At 55.9% G+C, this 14,873-nt stretch carries 11 protein-coding genes and 4 tRNA genes; all 15 read left to right on the forward strand.

The genetic code is table 11. From position 1 onward, the window contains the following. Positions 1 to 94: 94 nt before the first annotated feature. The 15 genes from birA to rpoC all read left to right on the forward strand — a co-directional run bounded on the left by birA (position 95) and on the right by rpoC (position 14,834). Positions 95 to 1,054: a bifunctional biotin--[acetyl-CoA-carboxylase] ligase/biotin operon repressor BirA gene (birA, locus tag AB4O36_RS28865; protein WP_460140817.1), complete on the forward strand. Its 960-nt coding sequence runs from the start codon at positions 95 to 97 to the stop codon at positions 1,052 to 1,054. Next, positions 1,044 to 1,793 (forward strand): pantothenate kinase, encoded by a 750-nt coding sequence (locus AB4O36_RS28870; RefSeq protein WP_460140818.1) that lies wholly within the window; start codon positions 1,044 to 1,046, stop codon positions 1,791 to 1,793. Before birA ends, AB4O36_RS28870 begins: the two co-directional genes overlap by 11 nt. Before the next feature lie 7 nt (positions 1,794 to 1,800). Further along, complete coding sequence (locus tag AB4O36_RS28875; protein WP_460120405.1) at positions 1,801 to 2,241, forward strand: hypothetical protein; 441 nt, start codon at positions 1,801 to 1,803, stop codon at positions 2,239 to 2,241. A 143-nt stretch (positions 2,242 to 2,384) separates the two neighbouring features. Continuing rightward, positions 2,385 to 2,469, forward strand: a tRNA-Tyr gene (locus AB4O36_RS28880). A 24-nt stretch (positions 2,470 to 2,493) separates the two neighbouring features. Next, positions 2,494 to 2,567, forward strand: a tRNA-Gly gene (locus AB4O36_RS28885). Between the two features lie 26 nt (positions 2,568 to 2,593). Then, positions 2,594 to 2,669, forward strand: a tRNA-Thr gene (locus tag AB4O36_RS28890). Positions 2,670 to 2,856: 187 nt separating this feature from the next. Next, positions 2,857 to 2,932: transfer RNA gene (locus tag AB4O36_RS28895), tRNA-Trp, on the forward strand. A 45-nt stretch (positions 2,933 to 2,977) separates the two neighbouring features. Next, positions 2,978 to 3,346 carry a preprotein translocase subunit SecE gene (gene secE / locus AB4O36_RS28900; RefSeq protein ID WP_007896620.1) on the forward strand — a complete coding sequence of 123 codons (369 nt, stop codon included), beginning with the start codon at positions 2,978 to 2,980 and terminating at the stop codon, positions 3,344 to 3,346. Between the two features lie 9 nt (positions 3,347 to 3,355). Beyond that, positions 3,356 to 3,889: a transcription termination/antitermination protein NusG gene (gene nusG, locus AB4O36_RS28905; protein WP_007933727.1), complete on the forward strand. Its 534-nt coding sequence runs from the start codon at positions 3,356 to 3,358 to the stop codon at positions 3,887 to 3,889. 117 nt (positions 3,890 to 4,006) lie between these two features. Beyond that, a complete protein-coding gene (rplK, locus tag AB4O36_RS28910; protein WP_003176435.1) occupies positions 4,007 to 4,438 on the forward strand; it encodes a 50S ribosomal protein L11 in 432 nt (143 codons plus the stop codon). Beyond that, positions 4,438 to 5,133: a 50S ribosomal protein L1 gene (rplA, locus tag AB4O36_RS28915; RefSeq protein ID WP_460120408.1), complete on the forward strand. Its 696-nt coding sequence runs from the start codon at positions 4,438 to 4,440 to the stop codon at positions 5,131 to 5,133. The genes rplK and rplA overlap by 1 nt, the downstream gene beginning before the upstream one ends. A 198-nt stretch (positions 5,134 to 5,331) precedes the next feature. Continuing rightward, a complete protein-coding gene (gene rplJ, locus AB4O36_RS28920; RefSeq protein WP_018925653.1) occupies positions 5,332 to 5,832 on the forward strand; it encodes a 50S ribosomal protein L10 in 501 nt (166 codons plus the stop codon). A 78-nt stretch (positions 5,833 to 5,910) separates the two neighbouring features. Beyond that, positions 5,911 to 6,276, forward strand: coding sequence for a 50S ribosomal protein L7/L12 (gene rplL, locus AB4O36_RS28925; RefSeq protein WP_033703494.1), 366 nt, complete (start codon positions 5,911 to 5,913; stop codon positions 6,274 to 6,276). A gap of 220 nt (positions 6,277 to 6,496) precedes the next feature. Beyond that, a complete protein-coding gene (rpoB, locus tag AB4O36_RS28930; protein WP_460120411.1) occupies positions 6,497 to 10,570 on the forward strand; it encodes a DNA-directed RNA polymerase subunit beta in 4,074 nt (1,357 codons plus the stop codon). A 64-nt stretch (positions 10,571 to 10,634) separates the two neighbouring features. Next, positions 10,635 to 14,834 (forward strand): DNA-directed RNA polymerase subunit beta', encoded by a 4,200-nt coding sequence (gene rpoC / locus AB4O36_RS28935; protein ID WP_460120413.1) that lies wholly within the window; start codon positions 10,635 to 10,637, stop codon positions 14,832 to 14,834. Positions 14,835 to 14,873 lie beyond the last annotated feature (39 nt).

Consider the following 14,873-nt stretch of genomic DNA (forward strand, 5'->3'; position numbering starts at 1 on the left):
TGTTTTTGTCGCTCGCAAATCTGCCTGACACGCTTTCTATGCAAGGGATCAAGGCGTGGCTATCATGCGTGCCTCATTGTGAGGCGAGACCTGCATGCTGACGTTGTTAGAGCTTCTTAAGGATGGTCGATTTCATTCGGGGCAGGCGCTGGGTGCTGCGTTGGGTGTCAGTCGCAGTGCCGTATGGAAACAGCTTCAGCTTTTAGAGGCTGAACTGGGTCTGTCTATCCATAAGGTGCGAGGTCGTGGCTATCAACTGGCTGCGCCGTTGACCTTGCTGGATTCGGACGCGATCACGGAGCACTCGCCTGCTTGTAATTGGCCCATCCTGGTATTTGACTCAATTGACTCTACCAATGCCGAAGCGCTGCGCGCGGTAGAGCGGGGCGTGGCCGCACCATTTCTGGTGCTCGCCGAACGGCAGACCTCAGGGCGCGGGCGTCGAGGGCGCCGATGGGCGAGCCCGTTCGCGGAGAACATCTACTACAGCCTGGTGTTGCGTATTGACGGCGGCATGCGACAGCTGGAAGGGTTGAGTCTTGTTGTCGGGCTTGCAGTCATGCAAACCTTGCGAGGCCTGGGTGTGTCGGGTGCTGGTTTGAAGTGGCCTAACGATGTTCTGGTCGGACGCAAGAAAATCGCCGGGATCCTGCTTGAATTGGTCGGCGATCCCGCTGATGTCTGTCACGTCGTTCTCGGTGTGGGAATCAATGTGAACATGCAGGTGACCGATGAGGTTGATCAGCAATGGACATCCATGCGGCTTGAGTCGGGAGTCGCAGTCGATCGCAATCACCTGGTCGCGAAATTAGGGCAAATGCTACGGCTTTACTTGGATCGTCATCGTAATGGCGGATTTGCTGCGATCCAAGTGGAGTGGGAACAGAGTCATCTGTGGCAGGGACGGGCGGTGTCGTTGATCGCTGGAGTCAACCAGGTCGATGGCGAAGTGCTTGGTATTGATAGTCAGGGTGCGCTGCGCTTGAAGGTGGAAGGTGTGGAAAAAGTCTTTAGTGGTGGTGAGCTCAGTTTGAGGTTGCGCGATGATTCTTGAGCTCGACTGCGGAAACAGTTTCATCAAGTGGCGGGTGCTTGCTGCTGACAAGTGCCGCACGATAGGTGAAGGTGTCGTCGATTCGAATCTCGCGCTTCTAGAAAGTCTGGGAGCGCTCGCCGGGCTGGATCTCAAATTCTGCCGGTTGGTCAGTGTGAGGACGGATGAAGAGACTGCTGCGCTGGTCGCCCTGTTGACCGGCGCCTTTGGCGTTTCAGTGGCATGTGCGGCCCCTGCGCGCGAAATGTCGGGGGTCCGCAACGGCTACGAGGAATTCGAGCGCCTCGGTCTGGATCGCTGGCTGGCGATGCTTGGCGGATATCATTTGGCTGCCGGTGCATGCCTGGTGCTGGATTTCGGGACCGCCGTCACGGCGGATTTTATTGCCGCTGATGGTCAGCATCTTGGGGGCTTCATTTGCCCTGGAATGCCGCTTATGCGAAATCAACTGCGCACCCATACTCGTAAAATTCGCTATGGAGACTTGGCTGCCGAGCGCGCCCTGGAGAGCCTTGTGCCGGGGCGGACGACTGTCGAGGCGGTAGAGCGTGGTTGCTCCCTGATGTTGCGGGGGTTCGTTCTGACTCAACTGGAACTTGCGCGTACCTATTGGGGGGCAGATTTTTCGTTGTTCCTGACAGGAGGGGACGCGGAGTTGGTGTCCGGGGTCGTGCCTGAAGCCAGGGTGGTTCCTGATCTGGTATTCGTGGGTTTGGCTATGGCATGTCCTTTGTCCTGAGGTTCTTATGCGTTGGTTGTTCCTGCTGCTGCTCGTTCTCAATGTGTTCTATTACATATGGCATCAACAAGAGGCTCCCCTGCGCGCGAAGGACGTTACCCCTTTGAGTCTCTACAAAGGAAATCAGCAGGATATTCGCTTGCTGAGCGAGGCGACTGATGCGTCTCGGGCCAAGGGAAAGCCTGTGCAGTCGGACAATGAATGTCTTTACCTGGGTGGTTTCGCGCGACAGGAGTCGCTCCAGGCGGTGGAAGCGCGCTTAAAAGGTATGGAGATCAAATATCAGCCTCTCTCGAGGAGCAACCCGGAACTCGCGGGTTTCTGGGTGCAGGTGGCCCCTGAAAGCCGACGCTGGCTTGACGATGTGCAGCTCCAAAACCTTTCTAGAGAATTCAATGACTTAAAACATAAAATAATGCCCTGCGAGGGGGTTGCGTCCGCCGAGTAGTTTGCATAGAATGGCGCCCGCTTCGCAGTGAAGACCTTTAAAGGGCTACGGTGTGAAGTGAGGTCAACGCAGCTAAGCTCAGGTTTTTAATGAGAAAAATGCTTGACAGAAGGCTGGCATGATGTAAAATGCCGGCTCGCTTAGGAGGGGTTCCCGAGCGGCCAAAGGGATCAGACTGTAAATCTGACGTCTACGACTTCGAAGGTTCGAATCCTTCCCCCTCCACCATTTTTAGCGAGAGCTGCAAGCTCCGCGGGTATAGTTTAGTGGTAGAACCTCAGCCTTCCAAGCTGATGATGCGGGTTCGATTCCCGCTACCCGCTCCAAACTTGCAGGTTTTGCAAGGTGTTACGCTCTTGTAGCTCAGTTGGTAGAGCACACCCTTGGTAAGGGTGAGGTCAGCGGTTCAAATCCGCTCAAGAGCTCCATATAACAAGGCAGATATGAAAATATCTGCCTTTGTTTTAATGGCTTGCTTGGTTTGTTCTGCTCCTTTCCTGGGAGGGTTTTTGCTCAGGAGGGTAGTCATCCCGCCGGTGTTGAGGGCTGGGTTGTCGAGTAAGTTGTTGTAATGTCTTTTTCAGGCCGGCATAATGGTCGGCCTGATTTTGTTTTAGGTCAGTAGCTCAATTGGCAGAGCGACGGTCTCCAAAACCGTAGGTTGGGGGTTCGATTCCCTCCTGACCTGCCAGATTCACTCGGTGCATCTGGCTTTCTTTTCACAGGATCTTCATAGATGACTCCTAAAGCTGAAGCTCAAGGCTCTCGCTTCGATCTGCTCAAGTGGCTAGTAGTAGTCGCTTTGGTGGTTGTTGGCGTTGTTGGTAATCAGTATTACTCTGCTTCGCCGATCCTGTACCGCGTACTAGCGTTGCTCGTCATTGCTGCTGTAGCTGCCTTTGTAGGCCTGCAGACCGTCAAGGGCAAGTCTTTCTTTGTACTGGTTAAGGAAGCTCGCACCGAGATTCGTAAAGTCGTATGGCCAACGCGCCAAGAGACCACGCAGACCACGCTGATCGTTGTGGCTGTGGTGCTGGTTATGGCGCTGCTGTTGTGGGGTCTTGATTCCCTGCTCGGTTGGCTTGTCTCCTTGATTGTCGGCTAAGGGTGTCCCGTGGCTAAGCGTTGGTATGTTGTGCATGCTTACTCCGGTTACGAGAAGCATGTCATGCGCTCGCTGATTGAGCGCGTAAAGCTGGCTGGCATGGAAGATGGCTTCGGCGAAATTCTGGTTCCCACTGAAGAAGTGGTTGAAATGCGTAATGGCCAGAAACGCAAAAGCGAGCGTAAGTTCTTCCCAGGTTATGTGCTGGTTCAGATGGATATGAACGAGGGTACTTGGCACTTGGTCAAGGATACTCCTCGTGTGATGGGCTTCATTGGCGGTACCGCCGACAAGCCTGCACCTATCACAGATAAAGAAGCGGAAGCGATTCTGCGTCGCGTTGCTGATGGTAGCGACAAGCCTAAGCCGAAGACGTTGTTCGAGCCGGGCGAGTCGGTGCGTGTCAATGATGGTCCGTTTGCCGACTTTACCGGCACCGTTGAAGAAGTTAACTACGAAAAGAGCCGGATCCAAGTGGCGGTGCTCATTTTCGGTCGCTCTACTCCGGTAGAGTTGGAGTTCAGCCAGGTCGAAAAGGTCTAGCTGTACAAGCATCCCAACCCCGCAGCCCCAGGCTGTGGGGTTTTGTCGTCACTGGGATAAACGCGCAAGTAACCGGGGAGCCTTTCGAGGCGTTCGAACCCGTAATTGGAGTGCCTCATGGCCAAGAAGATTACCGCTTACATCAAGCTGCAAGTGAAGGCCGCTCAGGCTAACCCAAGTCCACCTGTTGGCCCTGCACTGGGTCAGCACGGCGTGAACATCATGGAATTCTGCAAGGCTTTCAATGCCCGTACTCAGGGTCTTGAGCCAGGTCTGCCGACTCCAGTGATCATCACTGTCTACAGCGACCGTAGCTTCACTTTCGAAACCAAATCCACCCCTGCTTCGGTTCTGCTGAAGAAGGCGGCCGGTCTGACCAGCGGTTCCGCTCGTCCGAACACCGTTAAGGTTGGCACTGTGACTCGTGCTCAGCTGGAAGAAATCGCGAAAACCAAAAACGCGGATCTGACTGCAGCTGATATGGATGCGGCTGTGCGTACCATCGCCGGTTCTGCTCGTAGCATGGGCCTTAACGTGGAGGGTGTGTAATGGCTAAGCTGACCAAGCGTCAAAAGGCTATCGCCGGCAAAATCGAAGCAGGCAAGGCCTACAACTTTGTAGACGCTGCTGCTCTGCTGTCTGAGCTGTCGACTGTCAAGTTCAGCGAGTCGTTCGACGTTGCTGTAAACCTGGGCGTTGACCCGCGTAAATCCGACCAGGTCGTTCGTAGCGCTACCGTGCTGCCACACGGCACTGGCAAGACCGTACGCGTTGCTGTGTTCACCCAGGGTCCAGCTGCCGAGGCCGCTCTGGCTGCCGGCGCTGACCGTGTAGGTATGGACGAACTGGCTGCCGAAATGAAAGGCGGCGACCTGAACTATGACGTAGTTATCGCATCCCCGGATGCCATGCGCGTTGTAGGTCAGTTGGGTCAGATCCTCGGTCCACGTGGCCTGATGCCTAACCCTAAAGTCGGCACCGTTACTCCAGACGTAGCTACCGCAGTCAAGAACGCGAAGGCTGGTCAGGTTCGTTATCGCACCGACAAAAACGGCATCATCCACACTTCCGTTGGCAAGATCGGCTTCGATGCCGTCAAGCTGAAGGAAAACGTTGAAGCCCTGATCGCTGATCTGAAGCGTATCAAGCCAGCTTCTTCGAAAGGCATTTACGTCAAGCGCGTTACCCTGAGCACCACTATGGGCCCAGGTCTGGTCATCGACCAAAGCTCGCTCGACGCGTAAGACATAAATTGGCGCAAGTGATTGCGCCAATTGAAAAATTGGGGTCCCTGCCTGGCGGGGGCTATCCAAGACCGTAGGCGACGCAAGTCTTAAACCACAAGCCTACGCAGATGGTGCTCCCGGTTCCTTACCGAATCAGACACCAAAACGACATCCGGTTCCGACTGGATGAAACGGTAACAAGCAGGAGTTAAACCCGTGGCAATTAAACTCGAAGACAAGAAGGCCATCGTCGCTGAAGTCAACGAGGCTGCCAAAGTCGCTCTGTCCGCTGTCGTGGCTGATGCCCGTGGCGTAACAGTAGGCGCAATGACCGGACTCCGTAAAGAGGCTCGTGAAGCTGGCGTTTACGTACGTGTTGTACGTAACACCCTGCTCAAGCGCGCTGTTGCTGACACTGAATTCAGTGTCCTCAACGACGTGTTCACCGGCCCTACCCTGATTGCATTCTCCAAGGAACATCCAGGCGCTGCTGCCCGGATTTTCAAAGAGTTCGCCAAGGGTCAGGACAAGTTCGAGATCAAGGCAGCTGCGTTTGATGGCAAGTTTCTTGCCGCTAACCAGATCGACGTGTTGGCTACCCTGCCGACCCGCGACGAAGCTATTGCGAAACTGATGAGCGTGATTCAAGGCGCTACCAGCAAGCTGGCTCGTACTCTGGCAGCCGTTCGCGACCAGAAAGAAGCTGCTGCAGCCTAAGGCTCAGTCGAATCTTTCCAAATCATATGTTTAATTTGATGGCTGCGTAAGCTGTCACCCCAATACAGGATTCAAGTCATGTCTCTGACTAACGAACAAATCATCGAAGCAATCGGCCAGAAAACCGTTCTGGAAGTTGTTGAGCTGATCAAAGCAATGGAAGAAACCTTCGGCGTGACCGCTGCTGTTGCTGCTGCTGGTCCAGCTGCTGCTGCCGCTGTTGTTGAAGAGCAAACCGAATTCAACGTTGTTCTGCTTGAAGCCGGCGAGAAGAAAGTAAACGTGATCAAGGCAGTTCGTGAACTGACTGGTCTGGGCCTGAAAGAAGCCAAAGAGAAAGTCGACGGCGCTCCTCAGGTTGTAGCTGAAGGCGTTTCGAAAGAAGCTGCTGAAGACGCTAAGAAGAAGCTGGAAGAAGCAGGCGCTAAAGTCGAGCTGAAGTAAGCATCGACTTTGCTCCTCCAGCCCGAGCGTTAAGCGACAGGCTGATGGCTGGTGGCTCTTGCCACCGGCCTTTTTCCGTTATTGGCAGCCGACTGGGTCGGTGCTGATAACGAGCTGTAACCACCCGATATGGTGGCGCAAACCATGGGGTTTGCACGATTTTCTGGCTGCTCCCGTCGGGAGGGGCCAAACAAGCAGGTGACCAAGCTGGGGAACGCTGATGGCTTACTCATATACTGAGAAAAAACGTATCCGCAAGGACTTTAGCAAGTTGCCGGACGTCATGGATGTGCCTTACCTCCTGGCCATCCAGCTGGATTCGTATCGTGAATTCTTGCAAGCGGGAGCGACTAAAGATCAGTTCCGCGACGTGGGCCTGCATGCGGCCTTCAAATCCGTTTTCCCGATCATCAGCTACTCCGGCAATGCTGCCTTGGAGTACGTCGGTTATCGCCTGGGCGAACCGGCATTTGATGTCAAAGAATGCGTATTGCGCGGTGTGACTTACGCCGTACCTTTGCGGGTAAAAGTGCGCCTGATCATTTTCGACAAAGAATCGTCGAACAAAGCGATCAAGGACATCAAAGAGCAAGAAGTCTACATGGGTGAAATTCCCCTGATGACTGAAAACGGTACCTTCGTAATCAACGGTACTGAGCGTGTAATCGTTTCCCAGCTGCACCGCTCCCCTGGCGTGTTCTTCGACCACGATCGTGGCAAGACGCACAGCTCCGGCAAGCTGCTGTACTCGGCGCGGATCATCCCTTACCGCGGTTCGTGGTTGGACTTCGAGTTCGACCCGAAAGACTGCGTGTTCGTGCGTATCGACCGTCGCCGCAAGCTGCCAGCATCGGTATTGCTGCGCGCGCTCGGTTACACCACTGAAGAAGTGCTGGACGCGTTCTACACCACCAACGTATTCCATGTGAAAGGCGAAAACCTGAGCCTGGAACTGGTGCCTCAGCGTCTGCGCGGTGAAATTGCGGTCCTGGACATCCAGGATGACAAAGGCAAGGTTATTGTCGAGCAAGGTCGCCGTATCACTGCTCGCCACATCAACCAGCTGGAAAAAGCCGGGATCAAAGAGCTGGAAGTGCCTCTGGACTACGTCCTGGGTCGCACCACCGCCAAGGTCATCGTGCACCCGGCTACCGGTGAAATCCTGGCTGAATGCAACACCGAGCTGACGACAGAAGTGCTGGCAAAAATTGCCAAGGCTCAGGTCGTTCGCATCGAGACGTTGTACACCAACGATATCGACTGTGGTCCGTTCGTCTCCGACACCCTGAAGATCGATTCCACCAGCAACCAATTGGAGGCGCTGGTCGAAATCTATCGCATGATGCGTCCAGGCGAGCCGCCAACCAAGGATGCTGCCGAGACCCTGTTCAACAACCTGTTCTTCAGCCCTGAGCGCTATGACCTGTCTGCGGTCGGCCGGATGAAGTTCAACCGTCGTATCGGTCGTACCGAAATCGAAGGTTCGGGCGTGTTGTCCAAGGAAGACATCGTTGCGGTACTGAAGACGCTGGTCGACATCCGTAACGGCAAAGGCATCGTCGATGACATCGACCACCTGGGTAACCGTCGTGTTCGCTGTGTAGGCGAGATGGCCGAAAACCAGTTCCGCGTTGGCTTGGTGCGTGTTGAGCGCGCGGTCAAAGAGCGTCTGTCGATGGCTGAAAGCGAAGGCCTGATGCCGCAAGACCTCATCAACGCCAAGCCAGTGGCTGCGGCGGTGAAAGAGTTCTTCGGTTCGAGCCAGCTGTCCCAGTTCATGGACCAGAACAACCCGCTGTCCGAGATCACCCACAAGCGTCGTGTTTCCGCACTCGGCCCAGGTGGTTTGACTCGTGAACGTGCAGGCTTCGAAGTTCGTGACGTACACCCGACTCACTACGGTCGTGTATGCCCGATTGAAACGCCGGAAGGTCCGAACATCGGTCTGATCAACTCCCTGGCTGCGTATGCGCGCACCAACCAGTACGGTTTCCTCGAGAGCCCGTACCGTGTGGTGAAAGACGCTCTGGTCACTGACGAGATCGTATTCCTGTCCGCCATCGAAGAAGCTGATCACGTGATCGCCCAGGCTTCCGCCACGATGAGCGACAAGAAAGTCCTGATCGACGAGCTGGTAGCTGTTCGTCACCTGAACGAGTTCACCGTCAAGGCGCCGGAAGACGTCACCTTGATGGACGTGTCGCCGAAGCAGGTAGTTTCGGTCGCAGCGTCGCTGATCCCGTTCCTCGAGCACGACGACGCCAACCGTGCGTTGATGGGTTCGAACATGCAGCGTCAAGCTGTACCAACGCTGCGCGCTGACAAGCCGCTGGTCGGTACCGGCATGGAGCGTAACGTAGCTCGTGACTCCGGCGTTTGCGTCGTGGCTCGTCGTGGCGGCGTTATCGATTCCGTCGACGCCAGCCGTATCGTGGTTCGTGTTGCAGATGATGAAGTTGAAACTGGCGAAGCCGGTGTCGACATCTACAACCTGACCAAATACACCCGCTCCAACCAGAACACCTGCATCAACCAGCGTCCGCTGGTGCGTAAGGGTGATCGGGTTCAGCGTAGCGACATCATGGCTGACGGTCCGTCCACCGATATGGGTGAACTGGCTTTGGGTCAGAACATGCGTATCGCGTTCATGGCATGGAACGGCTTCAACTTCGAAGACTCCATCTGCCTGTCCGAGCGTGTGGTTCAGGAAGATCGCTTCACCACGATCCACATTCAGGAACTGACCTGCGTGGCTCGTGACACCAAGCTTGGCCCAGAGGAAATCACTGCGGACATCCCGAACGTGGGTGAAGCTGCGCTGAACAAGCTGGACGAAGCCGGTATCGTTTACGTCGGCGCCGAAGTTGGCCCGGGCGACATTCTGGTCGGCAAGGTCACTCCGAAAGGCGAGACCCAACTGACGCCAGAAGAAAAACTGCTGCGCGCGATCTTCGGTGAGAAGGCTAGCGACGTTAAGGACACTTCCCTGCGCGTACCAACCGGTACCAAAGGTACTGTCATCGACGTTCAGGTCTTCACCCGTGATGGCGTTGAGCGCGACAGTCGTGCCCTGTCCATCGAGAAGAGCCAGCTCGACGAGATCCGCAAGGATCTGAACGAAGAGTTCCGTATCGTTGAAGGCGCTACCTTCGAACGTCTGCGCTCCGCTCTGGTTGGCCACAAAGCCGAAGGCGGCGCTGGTCTGAAGAAAGGCCAGGACATCACCGATGAAGTGCTCGACGGTCTTGAGCATGGTCAGTGGTTCAAGCTGCGCATGGCTGAAGATGCTCTGAACGAGCAGCTCGAGAAGGCTCAGGCTTACATCGTCGATCGCCGCCGTCTGCTGGACGACAAGTTCGAAGACAAGAAGCGCAAACTGCAGCAGGGCGATGACCTGGCTCCAGGCGTGCTGAAAATCGTCAAGGTCTACCTGGCAATCCGTCGTCGCATCCAGCCGGGCGACAAGATGGCCGGTCGTCACGGTAACAAGGGTGTGGTCTCCGTGATCATGCCGGTTGAAGACATGCCGCACGATGCCAATGGCACGCCGGTCGACGTCGTACTCAACCCACTGGGCGTACCTTCGCGTATGAACGTTGGTCAGATCCTCGAAACCCACCTGGGCCTCGCGGCCAAAGGTCTGGGCGAGAAGATCAACCGCATGGTTGAAGAGCAGCGTAAGGTTGCCGAGCTGCGTAAGTTCCTGCACGAGATCTACAACGAGATCGGTGGTCGTCAGGAGAGCCTCGATGACTTCTCCGACCAGGAAATCCTGGATCTTGCGAACAATCTGCGTGGCGGCGTTCCAATGGCCACTCCGGTATTCGACGGTGCCAAGGAAGTTGAAATCAAGGCCATGCTGAAACTGGCAGACCTGCCGGAAAGCGGCCAGATGCAACTGACTGACGGCCGTACCGGCAACAAGTTCGAGCGCCCGGTTACCGTTGGCTACATGTACATGCTGAAGCTGAACCACTTGGTAGACGACAAGATGCACGCTCGTTCTACCGGTTCGTACAGCCTGGTTACCCAGCAGCCGCTGGGTGGTAAGGCGCAGTTCGGTGGTCAGCGTTTCGGGGAGATGGAGGTCTGGGCACTGGAAGCATACGGTGCTGCATACACTCTGCAAGAAATGCTCACAGTGAAGTCGGACGATGTGAACGGTCGGACCAAGATGTACAAAAACATCGTGGACGGCGATCACCGTATGGAGCCGGGCATGCCCGAGTCCTTCAACGTGTTGATCAAGGAAATTCGTTCCCTCGGCATCGATATCGATCTGGAAACCGAATAACACGTGACGCGAATCGAGAGCGGGGCAGGATTGCCCGCTCTCTGCTCCGCCAGGAGGAAAGGCCTTGAAAGACCTACTGAATTTGCTGAAAAACCAGGGTCAAGTCGAAGAGTTCGACGCCATCCGTATCGGGTTGGCATCGCCTGAGATGATCCGTTCGTGGTCGTTCGGTGAAGTTAAAAAGCCGGAAACCATCAACTACCGTACGTTCAAACCTGAGCGTGACGGCCTGTTCTGCGCCAAGATCTTTGGCCCGGTGAAGGATTACGAGTGCCTGTGCGGTAAGTACAAGCGCTTGAAGCACCGTGGTGTGATCTGCGAAAAGTGCGGCGTTGAAGTCGCACTGGCCAAAGTTCGTCGTGAGCGCATGGCGCACATCGAACTGGCTTCGCCGGTTGCTCACATCTGGTTCCTGAAATCGCTGCCGTCGCGTATCGGCTTGCTGATGGACATGACCCTGCGTGATATCGAGCGCGTTCTCTACTTCGAGAGCTATGTCGTTATCGATCCAGGGATGACCACCCTTGAAAAAGGTCAGTTGCTCAACGACGAGCAGTACTTCGAAGCGCTGGAAGAATTCGGTGACGATTTCGATGCCCGCATGGGTGCCGAAGCTGTCCGCGAACTGCTGCACGCTATCGACCTGGAGCACGAGATTGGTCGTCTGCGCGAAGAAATTCCGCAAACCAACTCCGAGACCAAAATCAAGAAGCTGTCCAAGCGTCTGAAGTTGATGGAAGCCTTCCAGGGTTCCGGCAACTTGCCAGAATGGATGGTGCTGACCGTTCTGCCGGTTCTGCCGCCAGATCTGCGTCCACTGGTCCCGCTGGATGGCGGTCGCTTCGCGACTTCCGACCTCAACGATTTGTATCGTCGAGTGATCAACCGTAACAACCGCTTGAAGCGCCTGCTCGATCTGTCCGCTCCGGACATCATCGTGCGCAACGAAAAGCGTATGTTGCAGGAAGCTGTCGATGCACTGCTCGACAACGGCCGTCGTGGACGCGCCATTACCGGTTCGAACAAGCGTCCTCTGAAATCCCTGGCTGACATGATCAAGGGTAAGCAAGGTCGTTTCCGTCAGAACTTGCTCGGTAAGCGTGTTGACTACTCCGGTCGTTCGGTAATTACCGTAGGTCCGACCCTGCGTCTGCACCAGTGCGGTCTGCCGAAGAAAATGGCTCTCGAGCTGTTCAAGCCGTTCATTTTCGGCAAGCTGGAAATGCGTGGTCTGGCGACCACCATCAAGGCCGCCAAAAAGATGGTCGAGCGCGAGCTGCCGGAAGTATGGGACGTTCTCGCTGAAGTCATTCGCGAACACCCGGTACTCCTCAACCGTGCACCGACCCTTCACCGTCTGGGTATCCAGGCGTTTGAACCAGTACTGATCGAAGGTAAGGCTATTCAGCTGCACCCGTTGGTTTGTGCTGCGTACAACGCCGACTTCGACGGCGACCAAATGGCCGTGCACGTACCGCTGACGCTGGAAGCCCAGCTGGAAGCGCGTGCGTTGATGATGTCGACCAACAACATTCTGTCGCCAGCCAACGGTGAGCCAATCATCGTTCCGTCGCAGGACGTTGTACTGGGTCTGTACTACATGACTCGTGAAGCGATCAACGCCAAGGGCGAAGGTCGTGTGTTCGCGGATCTGCAGGAAGTTGACCGTGTGTTCCGTGCCGGCGAAGCCGCACTGCACGCGAAAGTCAAAGTGCGGATCAACGAAACCGTCAACGATCGTGACGGTGGTAGCGTGACCGGTACCCGTATCGTCGACACCACTGTCGGCCGTGCGCTGCTGTTCCAGGTTGTGCCAAAAGGTCTGTCCTTCGACGTCGTCAACCTGCCGATGAAGAAAAAGGCGATCTCCAAGCTGATCAACCAGTGCTACCGCGTGGTCGGTCTGAAAGAGACCGTGATCTTCGCTGACCAGTTGATGTACACCGGTTTTGCCTATTCGACCATCTCCGGCGTTTCCATCGGTGTTAACGACTTCGTTATCCCGGATGAAAAAGCTCGAATCATCGGTACCGCTACCGACGAAGTGAAAGAGATCGAAAGCCAGTACGCCTCCGGCCTGGTAACCCAGGGCGAGAAGTACAACAAGGTGATCGACCTCTGGTCCAAGGCGAACGACGAAGTTTCCAAGGCGATGATGGCCAACCTCTCGAAAGAGAAAGTCATCGACCGTCATGGCGACGAAGTCGACCAGGAATCCTTCAACTCGATGTACATGATGGCCGACTCGGGCGCACGGGGTTCTGCTGCGCAGATCCGTCAGCTCGCCGGTATGCGTGGCCTGATGGCCAAGCCGGACGGTTCCATCATCGAAACGCCGATTACTGCGAACTTCCGTGAAGGTTTGAGCGTACTCCAGTACTTCATTTCCACTCACGGTGCTCGTAAAGGTCTGGCGGATACCGCGTTGAAAACTGCGAACTCCGGTTACCTGACTCGTCGTCTGGTAGACGTGGCGCAGGATCTGGTCGTGACCGAGATCGATTGCGGGACCGAGCAAGGCTTGCTGATGACGCCGCACATTGAAGGCGGTGACGTTGTCGAGCCGTTGGGTGAGCGCGTATTGGGTCGTGTCATCGCCCGTGACGTATTCAAGCCGGGTACCGAGGACGTCATCGTTCCTGCTGGCACCCTGGTAGACGAGAAGTGGGTCGAGTTCATCGAGCTGAACAGCATCGACGAAGTGATCGTGCGTTCGCCGATCAGCTGCGAAACCCGCTATGGCATTTGCGCCAAGTGCTACGGCCGTGATCTGGCTCGTGGTCACCAGGTGAACATCGGTGAATCGGTCGGCGTTATCGCTGCACAGTCCATCGGTGAGCCGGGTACCCAGCTGACGATGCGGACGTTCCACATCGGTGGTGCGGCAAGCCGGACCTCCGCAGCCGACAGCGTTCAGGTTAAGAACGGCGGTACCGTCCGTCTGCACAACCTGAAGCACGTTGAGCGAGTGGATGGTCACCTGGTTGCTGTCTCCCGTTCCGGTGAGCTGGCTATCGCTGATGACTTCGGTCGTGAGCGCGAGCGTTACAAGCTGCCGTACGGTGCTGTGATTTCGGTTAAAGAAGGTGACAAGGTCGACGCTGGCGCAATCGTTGCCAAGTGGGATCCGCACACTCACCCAATCGTTACCGAAATGAAAGGTACCGTGACCTACGTGGGCATGGAAGAAGGCATCACGATCAAGCGTCAGACTGACGAATTGACCGGTATGACCAACATTGAAGTACTCGACGCCAAAGATCGTCCAGCTGCCGGCAAGGACATTCGTCCAGCCGTGAAGATGGTCGACGACAACGGCAAGGATCTGTTGCTGCCAGGCACTGACGTTATCGCTCAGTACTTCCTGCCAGCCAACGCCCTGGTCGGTGTAGCGGATGGTGCGAAGATCGCGATCGGTGATGTTATCGCTCGTATCCCGCAAGAGACCTCGAAGACTCGTGACATCACCGGTGGTCTGCCGCGTGTTGCCGACTTGTTCGAAGCCCGTCGTCCGAAAGAAGCGTCGATTCTGGCTGAAGTCAGCGGCACCATCGCGTTCGGTAAAGAAACCAAGGGCAAGCGCCGTCTGGTCATTACTCCGAACGACGGTAGCGATCCGTACGAAGAGCTGATTCCGAAGTGGCGTCACCTGAACGTCTTCGAAGGCGAACAGGTAAACCGTGGCGAAGTTATCTCCGACGGCCCGAGCGATCCACACGACATCCTGCGTCTGCTGGGTGTGAGTGCGCTGGCCAAGTACATCGTGAACGAGATCCAGGACGTTTATCGCCTGCAAGGCGTGAAGATCAACGACAAGCACATCGAGACCATCCTGCGTCAGATGCTGCGTAAAGTTGAAATCGCTGAATCCGGCGATTCCAGTTTCATCAAGGGCGACCAGATGGAACTGACTCACGTACTGGTAGAGAACGAGCGTCTGGCTGCGGAAGACAAGTTTGTCTCCAAGTTCACTCGCGTACTGCTGGGTATCACCAAGGCGTCGTTGTCCACCGAATCGTTCATCTCGGCGGCTTCCTTCCAGGAAACCACCCGTGTACTGACCGAAGCGGCGGTAACCGGCAAGCGCGATTACCTGCGCGGCCTGAAAGAAAACGTGGTCGTGGGTCGTCTGATCCCGGCGGGTACCGGCCTGGCCTATCACAGCGAGCGTAAGCGTCGCCGTGAAGCCGACAAGCCGTTGCGCGTAAGCGCCAGTGAAGTAGAAGCTGCGCTGACCGAAGCGCTGAACTCGAGCGGTAACTGAGTTCTGCGATAAACGAGCGTAAGGCCCTGGCCATTCCGT

It is taken from the genome of Pseudomonas sp. S2_E01 (assembly GCF_054668365.1).

Bases quoted from the DNA above. Each gene is read 5' to 3' on its own strand.
- AB4O36_RS28875 (WP_460120405.1), top strand. From the start codon at position 1,801: ATGCGTTGGTTGTTCCTGCTGCTGCTCGTTCTCAATGTGTTCTATTAC.
- AB4O36_RS28870 (WP_460140818.1), top strand. From the start codon at position 1,044: ATGATTCTTGAGCTCGACTGCGGAAACAGTTTCATCAAGTGGCGGGTG.
- birA (WP_460140817.1), top strand. From the start codon at position 95: ATGCTGACGTTGTTAGAGCTTCTTAAGGATGGTCGATTTCATTCGGGG.
- secE (WP_007896620.1), top strand. From the start codon at position 2,978: ATGACTCCTAAAGCTGAAGCTCAAGGCTCTCGCTTCGATCTGCTCAAG.
- rplK (WP_003176435.1), top strand. From the start codon at position 4,007: ATGGCCAAGAAGATTACCGCTTACATCAAGCTGCAAGTGAAGGCCGCT.
- rplA (WP_460120408.1), top strand. From the start codon at position 4,438: ATGGCTAAGCTGACCAAGCGTCAAAAGGCTATCGCCGGCAAAATCGAA.
- rpoB (WP_460120411.1), top strand. From the start codon at position 6,497: ATGGCTTACTCATATACTGAGAAAAAACGTATCCGCAAGGACTTTAGC.
- rplL (WP_033703494.1), top strand. From the start codon at position 5,911: ATGTCTCTGACTAACGAACAAATCATCGAAGCAATCGGCCAGAAAACC.